20 protein-coding genes are annotated in these 18,861 nt (G+C 69.9%); 13 read left to right on the top strand and 7 right to left on the bottom strand.

The window, feature by feature from the left end; genetic code table 11:
* Positions 1–6: 6 nt before the first annotated feature.
* The 4 genes from ybeY to era are packed head-to-tail and all read left to right on the top strand — an operon-like array spanning position 7 to position 3,299.
* Positions 7–561, top strand: a complete 555-nt coding sequence (gene ybeY, locus G361_RS0118990) for an rRNA maturation RNase YbeY (RefSeq protein ID WP_019928689.1) — start codon at positions 7–9, stop codon at positions 559–561.
* Positions 558–1,934, top strand: coding sequence for a hemolysin family protein (locus tag G361_RS0118985; protein WP_019928688.1), 1,377 nt, complete (start codon positions 558–560; stop codon positions 1,932–1,934). Before ybeY ends, G361_RS0118985 begins: the two co-directional genes overlap by 4 nt.
* Positions 1,927–2,343, top strand: coding sequence for a hypothetical protein (locus G361_RS44100; protein WP_019928687.1), 417 nt, complete (start codon positions 1,927–1,929; stop codon positions 2,341–2,343). Before G361_RS0118985 ends, G361_RS44100 begins: the two co-directional genes overlap by 8 nt.
* Positions 2,343–3,299, top strand: coding sequence for a GTPase Era (gene era, locus G361_RS0118975; protein WP_019928686.1), 957 nt, complete (start codon positions 2,343–2,345; stop codon positions 3,297–3,299). Before G361_RS44100 ends, era begins: the two co-directional genes overlap by 1 nt.
* A 3-nt stretch (positions 3,300–3,302) precedes the next feature.
* Here the strand turns inward: era and G361_RS0118970 are convergent, their stop codons facing one another.
* Positions 3,303–4,721, bottom strand: coding sequence for an amidase (locus tag G361_RS0118970; protein ID WP_026343220.1), 1,419 nt, complete (start codon positions 4,719–4,721; stop codon positions 3,303–3,305).
* A 155-nt stretch (positions 4,722–4,876) separates the two neighbouring features.
* Between G361_RS0118970 and G361_RS0118965 the strand changes: the two genes are divergently transcribed.
* Entirely contained in the window at positions 4,877–5,299 is a 423-nt protein-coding gene (locus tag G361_RS0118965) for a hypothetical protein (RefSeq protein ID WP_019928684.1), read from the top strand.
* Positions 5,300–5,375: 76 nt separating this feature from the next.
* Entirely contained in the window at positions 5,376–6,149 is a 774-nt protein-coding gene (gene recO, locus G361_RS0118960; RefSeq protein ID WP_019928683.1) for a DNA repair protein RecO, read from the top strand.
* Positions 6,150–6,240: 91 nt separating this feature from the next.
* Here the strand turns inward: recO and G361_RS50420 are convergent, their stop codons facing one another.
* A complete protein-coding gene (locus tag G361_RS50420) occupies positions 6,241–7,311 on the bottom strand; it encodes a polyprenyl synthetase family protein (protein ID WP_019928682.1) in 1,071 nt (356 codons plus the stop codon).
* Complete coding sequence (locus G361_RS50415; RefSeq protein ID WP_019928681.1) at positions 7,308–9,467, bottom strand: terpene synthase family protein; 2,160 nt, start codon at positions 9,465–9,467, stop codon at positions 7,308–7,310. The genes G361_RS50420 and G361_RS50415 overlap by 4 nt, the downstream gene beginning before the upstream one ends.
* Positions 9,468–9,905: 438 nt before the next feature.
* On the opposite strand from G361_RS50415, the gene G361_RS0118945 reads away from it, so the two are divergent.
* Together G361_RS0118945 and G361_RS0118940 are read left to right on the top strand one after the other, a co-directional pair.
* Entirely contained in the window at positions 9,906–10,721 is an 816-nt protein-coding gene (locus G361_RS0118945; protein WP_019928680.1) for an isoprenyl transferase, read from the top strand.
* A complete protein-coding gene (locus G361_RS0118940; protein ID WP_019928679.1) occupies positions 10,718–11,134 on the top strand; it encodes a hypothetical protein in 417 nt (138 codons plus the stop codon). The genes G361_RS0118945 and G361_RS0118940 overlap by 4 nt, the downstream gene beginning before the upstream one ends.
* Positions 11,135–11,164: 30 nt before the next feature.
* Here the strand turns inward: G361_RS0118940 and G361_RS0118935 are convergent, their stop codons facing one another.
* Together G361_RS0118935 and G361_RS0118930 are read right to left on the bottom strand one after the other, a co-directional pair.
* Complete coding sequence (locus tag G361_RS0118935; RefSeq protein WP_026343219.1) at positions 11,165–11,596, bottom strand: Fur family transcriptional regulator; 432 nt, start codon at positions 11,594–11,596, stop codon at positions 11,165–11,167.
* 2 nt (positions 11,597–11,598) lie between these two features.
* The gene (locus G361_RS0118930; RefSeq protein WP_019928677.1) at positions 11,599–11,994 is read right to left on the bottom strand and encodes a helix-turn-helix transcriptional regulator; all 396 of its coding nucleotides are present in this window, start codon (positions 11,992–11,994) and stop codon (positions 11,599–11,601) included.
* A gap of 169 nt (positions 11,995–12,163) precedes the next feature.
* Between G361_RS0118930 and G361_RS0118925 the strand changes: the two genes are divergently transcribed.
* Together G361_RS0118925 and G361_RS0118920 are read left to right on the top strand one after the other, a co-directional pair.
* Positions 12,164–13,555, top strand: coding sequence for a glycine--tRNA ligase (locus G361_RS0118925; protein WP_019928676.1), 1,392 nt, complete (start codon positions 12,164–12,166; stop codon positions 13,553–13,555).
* Between the two features lie 17 nt (positions 13,556–13,572).
* Positions 13,573–14,454, top strand: a complete 882-nt coding sequence (locus G361_RS0118920) for a serine hydrolase (protein ID WP_026343217.1) — start codon at positions 13,573–13,575, stop codon at positions 14,452–14,454.
* Between the two features lie 103 nt (positions 14,455–14,557).
* Here G361_RS0118920 and G361_RS0118915 read toward each other — a convergent pair whose 3' ends face one another.
* On the bottom strand, positions 14,558–15,511 hold the full coding sequence (locus G361_RS0118915) for a LysR family transcriptional regulator (protein WP_019928674.1): 954 nt from the start codon (positions 15,509–15,511) through the stop codon (positions 14,558–14,560).
* Between the two features lie 84 nt (positions 15,512–15,595).
* Between G361_RS0118915 and G361_RS0118910 the strand changes: the two genes are divergently transcribed.
* Entirely contained in the window at positions 15,596–16,579 is a 984-nt protein-coding gene (locus G361_RS0118910; RefSeq protein WP_019928673.1) for an MBL fold metallo-hydrolase, read from the top strand.
* A 9-nt stretch (positions 16,580–16,588) separates the two neighbouring features.
* On the opposite strand, the gene G361_RS0118905 is transcribed toward G361_RS0118910, so the two are convergent.
* Positions 16,589–17,215, bottom strand: coding sequence for a YbhB/YbcL family Raf kinase inhibitor-like protein (locus G361_RS0118905; RefSeq protein ID WP_019928672.1), 627 nt, complete (start codon positions 17,213–17,215; stop codon positions 16,589–16,591).
* A gap of 138 nt (positions 17,216–17,353) precedes the next feature.
* On the opposite strand from G361_RS0118905, the gene G361_RS0118900 reads away from it, so the two are divergent.
* Positions 17,354–18,208, top strand: coding sequence for a helix-turn-helix transcriptional regulator (locus G361_RS0118900; RefSeq protein WP_019928671.1), 855 nt, complete (start codon positions 17,354–17,356; stop codon positions 18,206–18,208).
* 266 nt (positions 18,209–18,474) lie between these two features.
* Positions 18,475–18,825, top strand: coding sequence for a hypothetical protein (locus tag G361_RS0118895; RefSeq protein WP_019928670.1), 351 nt, complete (start codon positions 18,475–18,477; stop codon positions 18,823–18,825).
* The last annotated feature ends 36 nt before the right edge of the window (positions 18,826–18,861 follow it).

The following is an 18,861-nucleotide window of genomic DNA, read 5'->3' as shown; positions in this document are numbered from 1 at the left end:
GACCCCGTGAGTATCGAGATCGCCAACGAGTCGGGTATCGACGTATCCGAGGAAGAGCTGGTCGGCGTCGCGCGGTTCGTGATCGGGCGGATGGACGTGCACCCGGCCGCGGAGCTGTCGATGGTGCTGGTCGATCTCGACACCATGGCGGATCTGCACGTGCGGTGGATGGATCTGCCGGGCCCCACGGACGTCATGTCGTTCCCGATGGACGAACTGGAGCCCGGGGGCCGGCCGGACAGCGCCGAGCCGGGGCCCTCGATGCTCGGCGATATCGTGCTGTGCCCGGAGTTCGCGGCCGAACAGGCCACGCGCGCAGGACATTCGCTGGATCAGGAGCTGGCGCTGCTCACCGTGCACGGCGTGCTCCACCTGCTCGGCTACGACCATGCCGAGCCGGAGGAGGAGAAGGTCATGTTCGGGCTGCAGAACCGGCTGCTGGCCGAATGGTACGAGAGCCTGCGCGAGGCGCAGCGTCGTGCCGAACTGGCGGAACGGGATCGGCGACTGCTCGGGAAGACCGGATTCACCACCGACGGTGATCCACTGGATCCCGCGTGAATCCGTTCGTCCTGCTCCTGCTGGCGATTCTGCTCGTGCCGGTGGGCGGGGTGTTCGCGGCCATCGATGCGGCACTGGCCACGACTTCGCCTGCGCGGGTGGAGGATCTGGTGCGCGGGGATCGCACCGGTGCGCGCCGGCTGGCCCGCATCGTGGTGGATCGGCCGCGCTATGTGAATCTCATGGTGCTGCTGCGGCTGGTGTGCGAGATCAGCGCCACGGTGCTGCTCGCGGCGGCGCTGGATCATGTGCTCCCGTCCGGATGGGCGCTGTTGCTGACCGCCGCGGTGATGGTGGTGGTCGACTATGTGGTCATCGGTGTCGGGCCGCGCACCCTGGGCCGGCAGCACGCGTATTCGATCGCGCTGGCGGCCACGTTGCCGTTGCAGGTGATCGGCTCGCTGCTGGGCCCGGTGAGCCGATTGCTGATCCTGATCGGTAATGCCATCACCCCCGGTAAGGGTTTCCGCAACGGGCCGTTCGCCTCCGAGGTGGAGCTGCGCGAGGTGGTCGACCTGGCGCAGGCCAGCGGGGTGGTGGATTCCGAGGAACGCCGGATGATCCAGTCGGTGTTCGAACTCGGCGAGACCCCGGCCCGCGCGGTGATGGTGCCGCGCACCGAGATGGTCTGGATCGAGGCGGACAAGACCACGGCACAGGCGATGTCGCTGGCGGTGCGATCCGGACATTCGCGAATTCCGGTGATCGGCGAGAACATCGATGACATCCTCGGCGTGGTCTACCTGAAAGACCTTGTGCAGCACATGGATCGGGGCAAAAAGGTACGGGTGCGCGAGGTCATGCGGGCGCCGGTGTTCGTACCCGATTCCAAACCGCTGGACGAACTGCTCGACGAGATGCAGCGCCGCCGCAACCATATGGCGCTGCTGGTCGACGAATACGGTGGTATCGCCGGATTGGTCACCATCGAGGATGTGCTGGAGGAGATCGTCGGCGAGATCGCCGACGAATACGACACCCACGAGATCCCGGACGTGGAAGATCTGGGTGGCGGGAAATATCGGGTGTCGGCGCGGTTGTCGGTCGAGGACCTGGGCGAGTTGTTCGGCATGGAGATCGACGAGGAAGATGTCGACACCGTCGGCGGTCTGCTCGCCCACGCACTCGGGCGGGTGCCGCTGCCGGGGTCGAAGGCGGTGGTCCACGGATTGCAGCTGCGCGGTGAGGGCGGCGCGGATGCCCGGGGCCGCGTCCGGGTGCACACCGTGGTGGTGCGGCGGCCCCCGGAACGGACCGAGAAAACGGAGAAGACGGCACGGGCCGATCGGGAGACCGGCCCGGTGGACACCACGGATGATCGGCAGGGGAACGGATCCGGCGCACAGCCGGGAGAGGGAGTTGGCGATGACTGAACCGAAGTCCACCGGACTCGATGCCGAGGACAGCAAGCTGCTGGTACTGGCGCGCGGCGCGATGGCCCGCGCGGGGCACGGCAGCGGGGCCGCCGTGCGCGACGGCGACGGCCGCACCTACGCCGCGGGCCCGGTGCGCCTGCAGACTTTGTCGCTGACCGCACTGCAGGCCGCGGTCGCGGCCGCATTGTCCAGCGGCGCCGAGGGTTTCGAGGCGGCGCTGGTGGTCGGCGGCCAGCTGCGCGACGAGGGGATGGCCGCGGTGCGGGAGGTGTCGCCGTCGGCGCGCATCGTCCTCGCCGACCGCACCGGGGCGGTGTACGACATCGTCGAGGCGGTCGCGCCGAATCTCACCGGCGCGCACGTCCCGGAGGGTTTCGACCTCGACACCGAATCCGAGGTCCTCTAGTGCCGGACGAATTCCGTTCCGGCTTCGTGTGTTTCGTCGGGCGGCCGAACACCGGCAAATCGACGCTGACCAATGCCATGGTGGGACAGAAGATCGCGATCACCTCCTCGCGCCCGCAGACCACCCGGCACACCATCCGCGGGATCGTGCACCGCGACCATGCCCAGCTGATCCTGGTCGACACCCCCGGCCTGCACCGCCCGCGCACGCTGCTCGGTCAGCGACTCAACGATCTGGTGCGCGACACCTATTCCGAGGTCGACGTGATCGCGCTCTGCATCCCGGCGGACGAGAAGATCGGCCCCGGCGACCGCTGGATCGTGCAGCAGATCAACCAGATGGCCCCGAAGACCGCCCTGATCGGGGTGGTCACCAAGATCGACAAGGTGAGCCGGGACGCGATCGCGCACCAGCTGATGGCGGTGTCGCAACTGCTCGGCCCCGAGGCCGAGGTGGTGCCGGTGTCGGCGGTGCGCGGTGAGCAGGTCGAGGTGCTCGTCGATGTCATCGCGTCGAAACTGCCGGAGGGACCGGCGTTCTACCCCGACGGCGAACTCACCGACGAGCCCGAGGAGACGCTCATGGCCGAGCTGATCCGCGAGGCCGCGCTGGAGGGTGTCCGCGACGAGTTGCCGCATTCGCTGGCCGTGGTGATCGAGGAGATCATCCCGCGCGAATCCGAGGAGGACGAGGGCGGCACAGCCACCTCCGCCGCGGGCACGGAGGCGCCGAAATCCGGTGGGCTGCTGGATGTCCACGCGATCCTCTACGTGGAGCGGCCCAGCCAGAAGGCGATCGTCATCGGCCGCGGCGGGTCGCGGCTGAAGGAGGTCGGTACCGCCGCCCGCAAGCAGATCGAGCATCTGCTCGGTACCCGCATCTATCTGCACCTGCACGTGAAGGTGGCCAAGGACTGGCAGCGCGACCCGAAACAGCTGGGCAAGCTGGGATTCTGAGCGTCAGGCGCGCTCCTCCCACCACGGCCGCGGCCACAGCCGATCCCAGTGCAGTTCCGATTCCAGCTGGGCCGCAACGGAGATGAGCAGTGCGTCGGAATTCGCCGGGCCCATCAGCTGCGCGCCGAGCGGCAGTCCGGCGCCGGTGAATCCGGCGGGCACGTTGATACTGGGCCAGCCCAGTACATTCCACGGCCAGGTGAACGGGCAGGCGGCGGTGATCAGCGCTTCGGTCGCGCGGCTGCCGAGCCCGTCCATGGCCCGTACCGGCGGTGGCGGGGTGGCCGTGGTGGGCGCGAGCACCAGATCGTGATCGTCGAAGAAGCGGCCGATTCGCTTGTGCAGCAACGGTTCCAGCGCTCGCGACAGCGCGAGCGCCGGTCCGGCGAGGATCCGGCCGGTGGCGGCGTTGGCCCGGGTGCGCGGATCGACCTCGGCGCCGGGCAGTTTCGCCAGTTCGCGGCGCACACCCACCATCGAGCGGGGCAGGAAGGCGGCGCCGACCAGCAGGCCGTAGTGCAGGTCGGTGATCGTCACCTGATGCCCGAGGCGGCGCAGCACGGCCGCGGTTTCGCGGACCACGAGCACCACCTCCGGATCGAGCGCGGTCCGGGTGGCGGTGAACGGAATGCGCAGGGACAGTGCGATTCTCAACCGGCCCGGATCCCGGCCGACGGCCTCGGTCGCGGTGATCGCGGGCGGGGTGTGCCGGTCGCCGGGGTGCGGTCCGGAGACGGCGTCGAGCAGTAGTGCCGCGTCCGCGACGGTGCGGGCCAGCGGCCCGTTGACCGTCAGCCCGTAGAAGGATTCGGCCCGTGGCCAGGTCGAGATGCGTCCGCGCTGCGGTTTGAGGCCGACCAGGTGGGTCCAGGCGGCGGGGATGCGGACCGAGCCGGCGCCGTCGGAACCCAGTGCGGCGGGCAGCAATCCGGCCGCCACGGCGGCCGCGGCGCCGCCGGAGGAGCCGCCGGGGGTGCGCTCGGCATCCCACGGATTGCGGGTGTAGCCGAAGGCGGCGGCATCGGTGAACGGCCACTGGCCGATCTCACAGGTATTGGTCTTGCCGACGACCACCGCACCCGCCGCACGTAGCCGGCGCACCGCCTCGGCATCCTCGGTCGCGGCCGGGAACTCGCCACCGCAGCCGAAAGCCGTAGGGGCACCGGCGATATCGGTATCGTCCTTGATCGCGATCGGCACCCCGAGCAGAGGCGCGCGATCACCGGCCGCGCGGCGCCGGTCGGCGTCGGCCGCCTCGGCCAGCGCCTCGGTGCGGCGGATCACGCGGAAGGCGTTCAGGGTCGGCTGGGCGGCCTCGATACGGTCCAGCGCGGCCGTCGTCGCGGCCACCGAGGTCACGGTGCCGGCGGCGATCGTCGCCGCCAGATCGGCCAGCCCCTGTGGATGTTTCGCGGTTGTCATCGTGAACTCCTCCCTGCCGTAGGAACGGTATCGGGTGTCCGATCGAATATCCATGATCGGGAAATGCCTTCGGGCAGGCTCCGATCCGGAGCGTGTCGATACTGTGTCCTAATTGTGGCTCGCAGCGATGGCCGGGTCACCTTACTATCCACGGCGTGAAGTGGATGTCGCGGATATTCGGTGCGAAAGAGCTGCCACCCCAACTGCGTTCGGATCTGGACGCGGAGGGGATGGTGGTGTTCGCGCCGATCAGCGGCTCGCTGGCCCGCCGCAATTACCGGACGGCGCTGCACTATTCGTCGGCCAGTTGGACGAATATCGACGGCGGCACCATCGCGCTGAGCCGCCGCCGACTGGTGATCTGGGGCAACGGCGAGTCCCTGGTGGAGGTGCCGCTGGGACATCCGGCGCTCACCGTCGACCTGCGCGGCCCGGAACAGATGCTCGTGGAGGTCGACCTCGGCGCGGCCACCCCGACCGGCACCGGCTGGATGACCCTCCTCCTGCGCACCCTGCACGGCCCCCGCATCGCCCAGGTCTACGGCGACGCCGGCAACCACTGGACCGCATTCCGCTGACCCACCCCCCGGTTCCACCGGCCCGCGCACCGCGATCGCGGCACCGGCTCGCGGAACGGCGTGCGAGGATGGCGGGGTGCGTGTTTATCGGGACCAGGCGATCGTGCTGCGCCAGCACAAGCTGGGTGAGGCCGATCGCATCGTCACGCTGTTGACCAGGCAGCACGGTCTGGTGCGCGCGGTGGCGAAGGGGGTGCGGCGTACTCGCTCGAAATTCGGGGCGCGCCTGGAGCCGTTCGCGTACGTCGATGTGCAGCTGTATCCCGGCCGCAGCCTGGACACCGTCACCCAGGTTCACACCGTCGAGGCGTTCGCCTCCGATATCGTCGCCGACTACGGCCGCTACACCACCGCCTGCGCCGTCCTGGAGACCGCCGAACGCCTGGCCGGCGAGGAGCGCGCCCCCGCGCCCCGCCTGCACACCCTGACCGCGGGCGCGCTGCGCGCGATCGCCGCGGCCCAGCGACCGCACGAACTGATCCTCGACGCATTCCTGTTGCGCGCCATGGGTTTTGCCGGTTGGGCACCGGCGCTGGACGAATGTGCCCGCTGCGCCACCCCGGGGCCGCACCGCGCCTTCCACGTCGCGGCCGGCGGTGCGGTGTGCGTGCACTGCCGCCCGCCCGGCTCGGCCACCCCCGCACCGGGTGTCCTGGACCTGATGAGCGCCCTGCACCGCGGCGACTGGGCCGGTGTGGATGCCGTCCCCGCCGCGGTGCACCGCCAGGCCAGCGGCCTCACCGCCGCTCACCTGCAATGGCATCTGGAACGCCAGCTCCGCACGCTTCCCCTGATCGAGCGCACCCGTCCGCACGGGTCCGTCGAATCCGCCGACACCCGCGTCGGCTGAGGACCTCCCAGGACCGGGCTTCGGGCGAGCCGCCGTTCGTCCGGATCACCTTTCCGGACGGCCGGGTGTGCCCGAGGCGCTCCAGTGCGGTTCAGCGGTCGCGGTGTACCACCGCGTCCGCGAGGTGGAGCAGGTCGGCGGCTTCCGGGCGGTCCATCAGCGGGCCGATCGCCGAATACAGATAGCGCTGGGATTCCGTTGTCGCCCACTGCTTTCCACCGGCCTGAACGATCAGTTCGGTGGCGCGGACGACCTCGGCGGGGGAGAGGGGGTGGTTCGCGCGGTAGAGGTTCTCGAGGTCGCGCCCGGCGGCGGTGTCCGAGGTCAGGGCCGCAACCACGGGCAGGGAGCGTTTGCGCCGGATCAGGTCGTTGCCCACCGGTTTTCCGGTGCGGGCCGGATCGCCCCAGATGCCGAGCAGATCGTCGACCAGCTGGAAGGCGACGCCCAGCTCGCGGCCGAAGCGGTTCAGCGTCTCGACGGTCGGCGGCGGGGCGCCGGCGGCGAGGGCGCCCAGGACACAGGCGCAGCCCAGGAGCGAGCTGGTCTTCTGCTGCACGGTGGCGAGGCAGTCGTCGAGGGTGATGTGCTGGCGGGTCTCGAAGGCGCAGTCCCGCTGCTGGCCAAGGCACAGTTCGATGACGCTGTCGGTCAGCCGGGCCACCGATTCCGGTGAGGGGACGGGCGCCTCCACGAGGGTGCGGACGGCGAGCCCGTGCATCGCGTCACCGACCAGGATCGCGTCGTCGACACCCCAGACCCGCCACACCGTGGGTCGGCCCCGGCGCAGTGCGTCGCGGTCCATCACATCGTCGTGGATGAGGGTGAAGTTGTGCACCAGCTCGATCGCGGTGGCGGCGTGCACGGCGGCCTCGGGGGAGCCGCCGGTGGCGGCGGTGGCGGCCAGCACCAGCGCCGGCCGCATACCCTTACCGGATCCGGTGGCGGTCTCGGCGCCGTGCTCGTCCCACAGGCCGAGGTGATAGCCCGACATGAGCCGCAATTCGCCGGGCAACGAGTCGATCGCGCTGCGCAGCAACGGTTTCGTGAGGAACTGGGCCCGGTTGAGGATGAGCCGGGCCTGCGCCGAGGAGCCGCGCCGGGACCCCGGATCGGGTGGGACGGATGCGCCGAATTCGGCATCGGCGGTCGCTGCGCTCATGCTGGCCTCCCGGTACTGGTGCGGCGACCGCCGAGCGCGCTGACGAACGGCCCGGTCGGTCCGGCGATGGGCGGCCGCGGCCGCTGCGGAGCTGAGGCGGTGTACCGGCCGGTGCCGGCGTGCCAGGCGAGGTTGCCCGCCATGTACTGCTGCCACCGGCGCACCTGCGCGAGGACGGCCTCGCGGGCCGGATCGGCGACCCGGTGGTCGGTGAAGAACACCGGTAACCGGTCCCGTGCCGTCTGTTCGAACTGGCACAGCCGCTCCTCGGCGAGATCGACCACGATGTCGCGGGCGGCCTCGCGCGAACAGTTCAGGAAGGACTGGGTGATGTAGACGAGGTTCTGATGTTCGCCGCCGTCGTGGATCTCCCGCCGGTACGAGTACAGATCGTTCACCAGCCCGGCATGGTCGAGGGCCGAATTCTCCAGCTGCCGAAGCACACTCGTATCGGCGAGGGCGTCCGCGGCGCGCGGGTGGCCCGCCGGCCGGCCGAGCGCGGTGACCAGCCGGCCACCGAACGCGGCCCGCCGGTTCTCCAGATGGTCGACGGGATCGGGGATGCGCCGCCGGACCTCGTTGTCCAGCCACAGTTGCCACGCCTCGATCGACTCGAGCACCGCGGCCCGCACCTGCTGCCGGCCGGCCGGATCGGTGGCGGACGTATCGCGCCACAGCTGTGCCAGCGCGCGTTCGACCGGTGTGCCGGGCGCCTGCGCGGGCGGGTCGGCCAGGAATTGCGGTAGCCGGCGCAGCTGTTCCCGCCCGGCCACCGGCAGGGCCCGATAGGCGTGTGACAGCAGATCGCCGAGATGGAAACCCCAGGCGCACCAACGGGATCGCAGGATCAGGCCCGGCTCGTCCACCTCGGGATGGACGAGCGCGGCGAGCAGCGCGAAATCGGCCTCGGCCACCGAATGCGGTGTCCAGCCGGGGGCGGCGGGCTCCAGCAGGCCCGTCGCCGCTACCCACTGCGGCAGATCGGCGCGGGCCGCGGCCAGATGCGGATTGGGGGTCGCGAGATCGGGGGTGGACAGGCCCGCGACCGTCAGGTCGCCGGGGGACCGCCGCGGCGGGGTGTGTTGATTCAGCTGGATGCGCAGCCCGGGAACGAGACGGGCGGTGGCGGTACCCAATCCGGTCGGCCCGGTGTCCAGCCCGCTGTTCATGTAGCGGCTGGAGCGCATATGCCATTCGTGCCCGCCGGACTGCCAGTCCTGCAGGCCGAGGATGTAGCGGCCGACCGCGGCCTGTTCCGCGGGTGCGGCGGCGCGGGCCAGGAACAGTTGCGGCACTTCGACTTCCGCGGTGTCCTCGAACTGTTTCAACCGGGTGGTCAGCAGGTCGTTGACCAGATTCGCGGCCGTCTGGGTGGGCAGCCCGAGGAAGGTCTCGAACACCAGCACGGCGTTGGCGTTCTCGCCCTCGATCCGCACCTCCCGCTCGTAGGAGAACAGGTCGTTGCGCAGGTGCACGGCGTCGGAGAAGGTGTCGCACAGCACGCGCAGGGGTCGCTCGGCGGCGAACCGGTCCGGTATCTCGGCCCCGGCGGCGTATTCGACGAGATTCGCCGACCACGGCGCGCCGCCGACCCGCCGGCGCATCTCGATGTATTCGAGGGGGTTGGCCACCCGGTCGCGGGCGATATTGTCCAGCTCCCACATCGACTCGACCATCAGGTTGTGCGTGCTGAGCACCATGCGCCGCCGCCAGCCCGCGGACATCGACGGTATGGTGCGCGACCAGCAGTCGGCGAGTCCGGCCTCGGCCGGATTCCGCGGCTCGGGTACAGGCGCGCCCGGCTCGGCCATGAACAACTCGAGCCGCTCGAGGTATTGCGTGGCGGCCGCGCGCTGCCGGCCGTTCTTGAATTTGGCGAGGAAATCGTCGTCGAAGAAGAAGACCCAGACGTACCACTCGGTGACCAGCGCCAGCGCCTCGGCGTCGCAGTCGGGGTGGGTATAGGCGCACAGCAGGGCGAAGTCCATCCGCTCCAGCCGTTGGACATCCCATACCAGGCCACCGGCCGGGTCGGGTTCATCGAGGATGCCCAACCGTTTCGCCCAGTCCAGGGAATGGCTCCGCGCGAATTCCAGATGCGGATTGAGGCGGGGTGGATGAGGCAGATAGAAATCGGGCAATGTGAAGGGCTTCACGCCGGGCCCTTTCTCGCTCTGAAATGTGCTGTGATTTACGTGCGCTCTGCGATCCGGGTGAATATTCGACGAGCCGGAAACCGGGAAATGGGGAACTCGGAACTCTCACTGCGACAACGCGTTCAGCTTCGAAAAACCATGGTAGCGGTCGCATTGCGGGCTGCCAAGAGCGACAACGATATCGGACTGTCCGGTCTGATAGTAACGGGTGCGACTCGTGACCGACCGCACCGGAAACGTCGGTGTTCATCATTTCGAATACCGTCGAAAGCCACAATCCGGCCGAAAAACAAATATGTGCACCGTCTGCCCGTACCGGCATTTCGTGCGGGACACGCCGAGCCGGCGGAGAACCGGGCTGTGCGGGCGGACCGGCCGCACCGCGCGGCGCGGTCCATCCGCCCATCCGGCGGGATCGCCGCGGGCGCGTGGTGCAGGATGGTGGTCGTGATCGGTAATCGCACCCCGTACGCCCCCGCCGAACCCACGCGCACCATCCGCCCGCCGTCGCCGCACCCGTCCGGCGCGCGCCCGCCGGCCATCCCGCAGGAGTTCGTACCCCGGCACGTGGCGCTGGTGATGGACGGAAACGGCCGCTGGGCCCAGGACCGCGGGCTGCCGCGCACCGCCGGGCACGAGCGTGGCGAGGCGGTGCTGATGGACACCGTCGAGGGCTGCATCGAGATCGGCGTCAAATGGTTGTCGGCGTACGCGTTCTCGACCGAGAACTGGCGGCGCAGCCCCGAGGAGGTCCGCTTCCTCATGGGCTTCAACCGGGACGTGATCCGCCGCCGCCGCGACGAGATGCACGAGATGGGGGTGCGGGTGCGCTGGGCCGGTCGCCGGCCGCGGCTGTGGCGCAGCGTGATCAAGGAGCTCGAGGTCGCGCAGGAGCTCACCAAGGACAACACGGTGATGACCCTCACCATGTGCGTGAACTACGGCGGCCGCGCCGAGATCGCCGACGCCGCCCGGGAGATCGCGCGCCGGGTCGCCGCGGGCGAACTGGATCCGGAGAAGATCACCGAGAACACCTTCGCCGAGTACCTCGACGAGCCGGATATGCCGGATGTGGACCTGTTCCTGCGGCCCTCCGGCGAGCTGCGCAGCTCCAACTTCCTGATCTGGCAGTCGGCCTACGCCGAATTCGTCTACCAGCACACCCTGTTCCCGGACTTCGATCGTCGCAATCTGTGGGCGGCCTGCCTGGAGTACGCCGAGCGCGACCGCCGCTTCGGCGGTGTGAAGAAGTGACCGGCACCGATTCCGCCGATCCGGCGGTCGAGGAGCTCCAGGTTCGCGCGGGGGCGTGCCTGATGAGCTACGAGATCCAGGTGCGCGTCGAGGCGGGCGGCCTCGGATTCGAATACGACGGCGCCCTGTGCTCGCTGCGCGCGGTGAGCCTGGCGCCGGGCCTCGAGGTCCTGACCCTCACCTGCGTGCTGGCCTGGGACCGCCCGCTGAAGCCGCAGCTGCACAAGCGGGTCGCCGAGCGCAACGCCGCCCTGCAGTTCGGCTCGATCACCGTCGTCGGCCACGAGAAACTCGCCGACGTGATCCTGCGCTACACCTTCCCCGCCGCCGGACTCACCGACGAGGCCCTGGCGACCATGCTGCTGCTGGTGCTCTCCGGCGCGGGCCGGGCCCGCCACGGCCTGGTGCCCTGAGCCGCCGGTCCGCGATCCGGCAGCCCGGCGTCAGACGGATCTGTGCTCGGTCGCGCAGTCGCGGCAGGTACCGAAGACCTCCATGGTGTGGCTGATATCGATGAAGCCGTGCTGACCGGCCACCGACTCCGCCCACGCCTCCACGGTCGGCCCCTCGACCTCGACCGTGCAGCCGCAGTGCCGGCAGACCAGATGGTGATGGTGGCCCTTGGAACACTGCCGATAGACCGATTCGCCCGAATCGGTGCGCAGCACGTCCACCATGCCCGCCTCGGCCAGCGACTGCAGGGTGCGGTAGACCGTGGTCAGGCCGATACCCTCGCCGCGGCGGCGCAGCTCGTCGTGCAATTCCTGCGCGGACCGGAATCCGTCGATATCGCCGAGGAGGGCCGTGATGGCGGTGCGCTGGCGGGTGCTGCGGATGCCGACGGTCTTCTCCGAGGTGCCCGTGTTGTCCGGCACGATCACCCTTCCTCGGCGTGGGCGACCGCGTCGACCACGATGCGCGCCAGATGATCGTCGACCAGTTCGTAGATGACCTCGCGACCGGTCCGCTCGCCCCGCACGACACCCGCCGATTTGAGGATGCGCAGATGCTGGCTGACCAGCGGCTGGGTCACACCGAGGGTGTCGACCAGTTCGTGCACGCAGCGCGGCGATTCGCGCAGTTGCAGCACGATGGCGATGCGTACCGGTGCGGCGAGCGCGCGGAGCAGCTCACCGGCATTGTCGAGCACACCGCGCGGCGGTACCGCCGGCGCCGACGGCGCCCGATAGGGATACGGATCGTGGGGAATGGGCGTGGGCGCCTCCACGGCGACACGGCTGCGCCGCCCGGGAGCACCACTGTCGGCGGTCATCGAACCAACTCCTTATTGGAAATCGATGCCAATTATTGTTATGCGCAGGTTCGCATGTCAACAGCGGGCCGGGGCGTGTCCCCCGATACTGCGTCGACCACGCGAGGGGCAGGCCATTACGCTGGTCTGGATCGCCGTTTCCACACCGTCCAGAGGGAGAGCTCGAGTCGTGGCACCCAAGTCGAAGGTCGACACCGTCGCCAATCTCGCCAAGCGCCGGGGTCTGGTCTACCCCAGCGGCGAGATCTACGGAGGCACCCGGTCGGCGTGGGACTACGGCCCGCTCGGTGTCGAACTGAAGGAGAACATCAAGCGGCAGTGGTGGCGGTCCATGGTGACCGGCCGTGACGACGTGGTCGGCCTCGACTCGTCGATCATCCTGCCGCGGCCGGTGTGGGTCGCCTCGGGCCACGTCGCGGTGTTCAACGACCCGCTGGTCGAATGCCTGAACTGTCACAAGCGGCACCGGCAGGACCACCTGCAGGAGGCCTACGCCGAGAAGAACAAGGTCGACGACCCGGACACCGTGTCGATGGAGCAGATCGGCTGCCCCGACTGCGGCACCGTCGGCAAATGGACCGAGCCGCGCGACTTCAACATGATGCTGAAGACCTATCTCGGCCCGATCGAGTCCGAGGAGGGCCTGCACTACCTCCGCCCGGAGACCGCGCAGGGCATCTTCGTGAACTTCGCCAACGTGATGACCACCGCGCGCAAGAAGCCGCCGTTCGGCATCGCGCAGATCGGCAAGAGTTTCCGCAACGAGATCACCCCCGGCAACTTCATCTTCCGCACCCGCGAGTTCGAGCAGATGGAGATGGAGTTCTTCGTCAAGCCGGGTGAGGACGAGCAGTGGCACCAGTACTGGATCGACACCCGGTTCGCCTGGTACACCGACCTCGGCATCGATCCGGAGAATCTGCGCCTGTTCGAGCATCCGAAGGAGAAGCTCTCGCACTACTCGACCCGCACGGTCGACATCGAGTACCGCTTCCACTTCCAGGGCAGCGAATGGGGTGAGCTGGAGGGCGTCGCCAACCGCACCGACTTCGACCTGTCCACGCACTCGCAGCACTCCGGCAGCGATCTGAGCTTCTTCGATCAGAACACCAACGAGCGCTACACCCCGTACGTGATCGAGCCCGCGGCCGGCCTCACCCGCTCGCTGATGGCCTTCCTCATCGACGCCTACAACGAGGACGAGGCGCCGAACGCCAAGGGCGCGCTGGAGAAGCGCACGGTGCTGCGCCTGGACCGCCGCCTGGCGCCGGTGAAGGCCGCGGTGCTGCCGCTGTCGCGCAACGCCGACCTCTCGCCGAAGGCGAAAGACCTTGCGGCACAGCTGCGCAGGAACTGGAACGTCGACTTCGACGACGCCGGCGCGATCGGCCGCCGCTATCGTCGCCAGGACGAGATCGGCACCCCGTTCTGTATCACGGTCGATTTCGACACCCTCGAGGATCAGGCCGTCACCGTCCGCGAGCGCGACTCGATGGCGCAGGAACGGATCGCGCTCGATCAGGTCGAGGGCTATCTGGCCCAGCGGCTGATCGGGGCCTAGCCGCCGGATCCGGTGGCATGACAACGGTTTTCGAGCAAGCGGGGGTGCACGGCCGGCTGCACGCCCGCTGTCTCGGCACCGGCGCCGAGATCGACTGGGGCGCGGACGATCCCGTGGTCCTCGCCTCGATCGTCAAGGTGCCGTTGGTACTGGAGTTCGGGCGGCAGGCGGCGGCAGGGCAACTCGACCCGGCCGACCGGGTCCGCGCGGTCGCGGCCACCCGCCTCGGCGGCACCGGGCTGGCCGGCTGCGCCGACGACGTGGAGCTGAGCCTGCGTGATGCCGCCTACCTCGCGTTGTCGGTCAGCGACAACACCGCCGCGGATCTGCTGTTCGACCGGGTCGGCGTGGACAATGTCCGCTCGCTGTTACGGGAGCTGGGCCTGCACCGGACCCGGATCGTCGGCGCCCCACGAGATCTCGTGCACACCATGGCGGAGGATCTCGGCGCCGCCGATGCCGCCGAGTTCGCCCGGCGCTTTCCGCAACTGTCCGCCGCGGAAGTCTTCCGGCTGCGCGCGCTGGATCCGTTGCGTACCAGTGCGAGTACGCCGCGGGAGATGACCCGGCTACTCGCGGCGATCGCGCACGACGAGGCCGGGCCACCGGAGGTCTGCCGTTGGCTGCGCGGTCTGATGAGCTTGCAGGTCAACTGGTATCGGCTCGCGGCGGCCTTCCCGCCCGCGGTCGCGGTGTGGGGCAAGACCGGCACCCTGCCCGGACTGCGGCACGAGATCGGCGTGGTCGAATATCCCGACGGCGGCCGGTATGCGGTGGCGGTGTTCACTCGGGCCGAAACCCTGGAACAGCGTCTGCCGCATGTGGATCGGGCGATCGGCGCGGCGGCGTACGAGGCGGTGGAGCAGTTGCGCCACGGCCTCGCCGCGGCGAACCGATGACGAGGTGCGGTGCGGCCGGGACAGCCGATGTCGTGCGGTCGCGGGGGGTGGTGCGGCTGTGCGACGAGGCCGGGAGCGGTCACGTCCAGCTGTGGAACGCCGTTCACGACCGCCCGAAGACCGCGTTCCACGGACGGGGCTCGTCCGGAGCCGACATCAGCTCCGAAACCCCGTCCGCCCCCAGCACTTCCGCGATCAGTTCGGCCAGCCGCCGCACCGCCGGATGCGGTACCGTCGCGGGCCAGGCCGCCGACATCCGCCGGATCAGCGGGGCGCCGTGCAGCGGCCGCCACACCGCCCGCGCCTCCTTGCGGGCCACCGTGCCCTGTTCGAAGGCCACACCCTGGCCCGAGAGCACTTGCCCCAGAACGAATTCCGGGTTGCGGGCATGGACCACCCGGGCCGGCCGGAAGCCGTGCTCCCAGCAGGTGCGCAGGGTGGTGTCGTACAGTCCGGGCGCCGCCGCGCGCGGGAACAGCACCAGGCCCTCCCCGGCGAGGTCGGCGAGGGTGAGCTCCGGCCGGGCGGCCAGCGGCGAGTCGCGCGGCAGCACCACGCCGAGCGGGGTCTCGATCACCGGACCCAGTTCCAGCCCGATCACATCGATCGGATGCTGGAGCAGGCCGGCGTCGAGTTCGCCGTCGCCGAGCAGCCGGACCTGTTCGGCGGTACTGAGTTCCAGCAGATCCAGCCGCACCTCCGGATACCGCTGCCGGAAACCGGTGAGCAGCGCCGCCAGGACCCGGCCGGGCACCTCGGGTGGCACACCCACCCGCAACGCGTCCATCTCACCCCGATGTGCCTTGCCGACCAGGGTTCTCGCCCGATCCCAGCGGGCCAGCAGATCACGGGACTCGGCGAGCAGGATCTGACCGGCCTCGGTGAGTTCGACACCGCGGCGTCCCCGGTCGAACAGCCGCGCGCCGAGATCCCGCTCCAGTTCCCGGATCCGCTGGCTCAACGGCGGCTGCGCGATCCCCAGCCGCTCGGCGGCCCGGCCGAAATGGCGTTCCTCGGCGACCACGACGAAGTAGCGAAGCTTGCGCAGGGGGTCCACCCTGCGACGATATCGTTTTCGATATCGCCGCGCCGCCGGATCGGTCTTGGACGGCCCGGACGTCGCCGTGTTTCGGTAGCTGCCATGACAGAGCAGATATTCCCCGGATCGGGCCCGAGCCGGCGCGCGCTGCTGGGCGCCGGGCTCGCGGCGGCGGCCACTCTGGCCGCCGCGTGCGCGTCCGGCGGCCCGGCCGCCGGACCAGCGACCACCACCGCCGCACCCTCCGGCGCCACGGTGCGCTGGTGGGGGAACAACGGCTGGGAGATCCGGGCAGGCGCACGGACCGTGCTGATCGATCCGTGGCTGACCCGGTTCCGGACCGGGACCTACACCCCCCAGGGCGCCGACCCCCGGTCACCGCTGTCGGTGGACACCGCCTTGATCGACTCGTACCTGGATTCCGGGCAGCTGCGCGCGGACCACATCCTGGTGACCCACGGGCACTACGACCACCTCACCGACGTCCCGTATCTGGCCCAGCGCACCGGTGCGACGGTGCTGGGCACCGAAACCCATCTGAACCTGATGGCCGCGCTCGGCGCCCCCGAGAATCAGCTCGCCCTGGTCACCGGCGGGGAGGAACTGGACTTCGACGGATATTCGATCCGGGTGCTGCGCTCGCTGCACTCCGAGGTCGGATCGCGCACCCAGATCCCGTACCCCGGCACCAGACCCGGCTATCCGGCGGCGAAACCACCACGGCCACAGGTGATCTCAGACCTCGTGGAGGGTGGCACCCTGGCCTATCAGGTGACCGCGAGCGGGTCGGCCGTGCTGAACCTCGGTGGTTCCAACTACATCGAATCGGAACTGGCCGGACTGCGCCCCGATGTGCTGCTGCTCCCCGCCGGCGGCGCGCGGGTGCACGACTACGTGGCCCGGCTGCTGCGCGTGCTGAACCACCCGCGGCTCGTATTGCCCACGCACTGGGACGATTTCGACTACCCGCTGGGTGAACCCGCCCGGGACGCCGGGGGACTGGAGCCGCTGCGCAAGGCCGTCGCCGCGGCCGACCCGAACGCGCGGTTCCGGGTCCCGGCGCACCTCGAGGTTGTCACCCTCTGATCCGGTTCGCTACCGCTGGGCGGTGACGGTCAGATGTGCGGCGCCGACGATGTGGCCGTACATCGAGAAGGCGGCGAGCGCCGGCGGGGTGGTCGCGGGCAGGCCCAGGGTGGGGACATCCAGTGCCAGCACGGTGATCCGGTACTTATGGGCCGGATCGCCGGCCGGCGGGCACGGACCCTGATATCCGGTCGCACCGGCATCGTTCGTCCCCGAAACCGCCGCCGTGGCAACGGAATCCGGCGACGAACCGGCCGTGCCCGGAATATCCCAGGCCAGCCAGTGCCGGAATCCGCCCCCGGTCGGCGCGTCCGGGTCGAACATGGTCACCGCGAAGCTGCGGGTGCTCGCGGGTGCGCCGCTCCATTGCAGCCGGGGTGCGTGCCCGGCGCCGGTGCAACCGAACGAGCCGGCGTACTCGTCCGCCGGAAAGCTCTGTCCGTCACGCACATCCGGACTGTCGATCCGGAAAGTGGCCGCGCCGGAGGGTATCGCGGATCTGACATACTCGCCGGTGGGCGCCGCGGCGGTGCCGGTGGACGTTGCGGCGGGGGTGCCGCCGGTCCCGCACGCGGCGGCGGTGAAGGCCATCGCCGCGGAGGCGATGACGACGGTGACGGGGGCCGGATGACGCACGGCTGCTCCTCGGGCTTCGTTTCGGATGATGGAACGATCGTCTCGGCAACTGGGACCGCTCGGAAGGGTGCGTGCATCCTGGTATTCCGCCTGCCACCCGGCCGACCGGCGCGGATCGGGATGGGAGATGATGGTCCGGTGAGCGCGGCCGGGCACGAGACGGAACTGGGCTCGTTCCTGCGTGCCATGCGGAACCGGGTGCGGCCCGAGGAGATCGGGCTGCCGGTCGCCGGTCGCCGCCGCACCCCCGGACTGCGCCGGCAGGAAGTGGCCGAACTCGCGGCGGTCAGTATCGACTGGTACATCCGGCTGGAACAGGGCCGGGTCGGCGCACCCGGCTCGGCGGTCCTCGACGGTATCGCCGACGCGCTGCGACTGTCGCCGGTCGAGCGCACCCACCTGCATCTGATCGCCCGCGGCGAGGCGCCACCGCCCGTGCGCACCCCGGCCGCCGTGCGCCCGTCGCTGCGCGTGATCCTGGAAGGATTGGTCGCACTTCCCGGTTACGTGGTCGACCATCGGTTCGACGTCCTGGCCCACAACGAGGCCGCCGCAGCGCTTTTCGGCGCCGGCTTCGGCACCGGGCTCGCCGCCAACACCGCCCGCACCCTGTTCCTGGATCCGGCCGTCCGCTGCTCCCATCTGAATTGGGACCGGATCGCGCGCGAGACGGTCGGCAACCTCCGCGTGAATCTGGCGCGCTACCCCGCCGATGCGGGTCTGCGGGCATTGATCGGCGAATTGAACGCTGCCAGTGCCGAATTCGCCACCTGGTGGGGCGACCACACCGTCCGCGAGCGCGCGCACGGCACCAAGACGATCCGGCACCCCGAGGCCGGCGAGCTGACCGTCGCCTACGACAACTTCGCGGCCCAGGACGATTCCGGCCAGAGCCTCGTCGTCGTCACACCCGTCGACGAGATCGCCACCGCCGCGCTGCACACGCTGATCGCCGCCCGCCGCGCCGCCGTGCACCTGTCCGCGGCGGGCTGAGCTCGCGAAGACCGAAGTTACGGTACGGCAACAAGTTTCGTGCACATGCGCATCCGCTCCGGCAACCGCCGCTCCGGGCCCCGATCCCGGGTGGCCGAAACCTCCACCGCGAGAACGCGACATCCGTAGCGAATCGGATCGGCTCGACCGACCGGTCTTCCCGTAACGCACTGCGGATCCCCGGGGCACCCAGTATGGTGTGCGCGAAGACGGTGCTGTGCGAGGTTCGGGGTGGGCGCGGCCGAGACGACATCGAGGTGGGATAAGTGGATTCGGGGCAGGTCGCGGGACTCACGCGGACCCGGATGGTGCGTCTGCTGGATTTTCCGGTGGCGATCGCGGCGATGGTCGGACTGGTGGTGTTCAGCGCGGTCGGACTGACCGCGATCCACGATCGCGCCTGGATTCCGGCGGTGCTGGCCGGGCTGCTGGCACTGCCGTGCGCGCTGATCGTGCTGCTGAACATCCTCGTCGAGACCGCCGCGATTCTGCTGCCGTGGCTGGCGGCGGCGGCCGTGGTGCTGTCGGTGCCGCTGCTGCCGATTCCCGGCGTCCGGCGCTGGGCGGCTCGGATCATGGAGCAGCACAACGTGTTCGGAATGGGCTCCGGTCGCTGACGGCGTCCCGCCGGTGAGTACCGGCTCGGCGGCGAG

Origin of the sequence: Nocardia sp. BMG111209 (assembly GCF_000381925.1) — a bacterium.
Classification (GTDB): Bacteria; Actinomycetota; Actinomycetes; order Mycobacteriales; family Mycobacteriaceae; genus Nocardia.
Note: the sequence above shows the minus strand (reverse complement) of the source record. Positions and strands in the feature narration are given on the sequence as shown.

Bases quoted from the DNA above. Each gene is read 5' to 3' on its own strand.
- G361_RS50420 (WP_019928682.1), bottom strand. From the start codon at position 7,311: ATGAGCGCAGCGACCGCCGATGCCGAATTCGGCGCATCCGTCCCACCC.
- G361_RS0118920 (WP_026343217.1), top strand. From the start codon at position 13,573: ATGACAACGGTTTTCGAGCAAGCGGGGGTGCACGGCCGGCTGCACGCC.
- G361_RS0118930 (WP_019928677.1), bottom strand. From the start codon at position 11,994: ATGACCGCCGACAGTGGTGCTCCCGGGCGGCGCAGCCGTGTCGCCGTG.
- G361_RS44100 (WP_019928687.1), top strand. From the start codon at position 1,927: ATGACTGAACCGAAGTCCACCGGACTCGATGCCGAGGACAGCAAGCTG.
- G361_RS0118945 (WP_019928680.1), top strand. From the start codon at position 9,906: ATGGTGGTCGTGATCGGTAATCGCACCCCGTACGCCCCCGCCGAACCC.
- G361_RS0118970 (WP_026343220.1), bottom strand. From the start codon at position 4,721: ATGACAACCGCGAAACATCCACAGGGGCTGGCCGATCTGGCGGCGACG.
- G361_RS0118910 (WP_019928673.1), top strand. From the start codon at position 15,596: ATGACAGAGCAGATATTCCCCGGATCGGGCCCGAGCCGGCGCGCGCTG.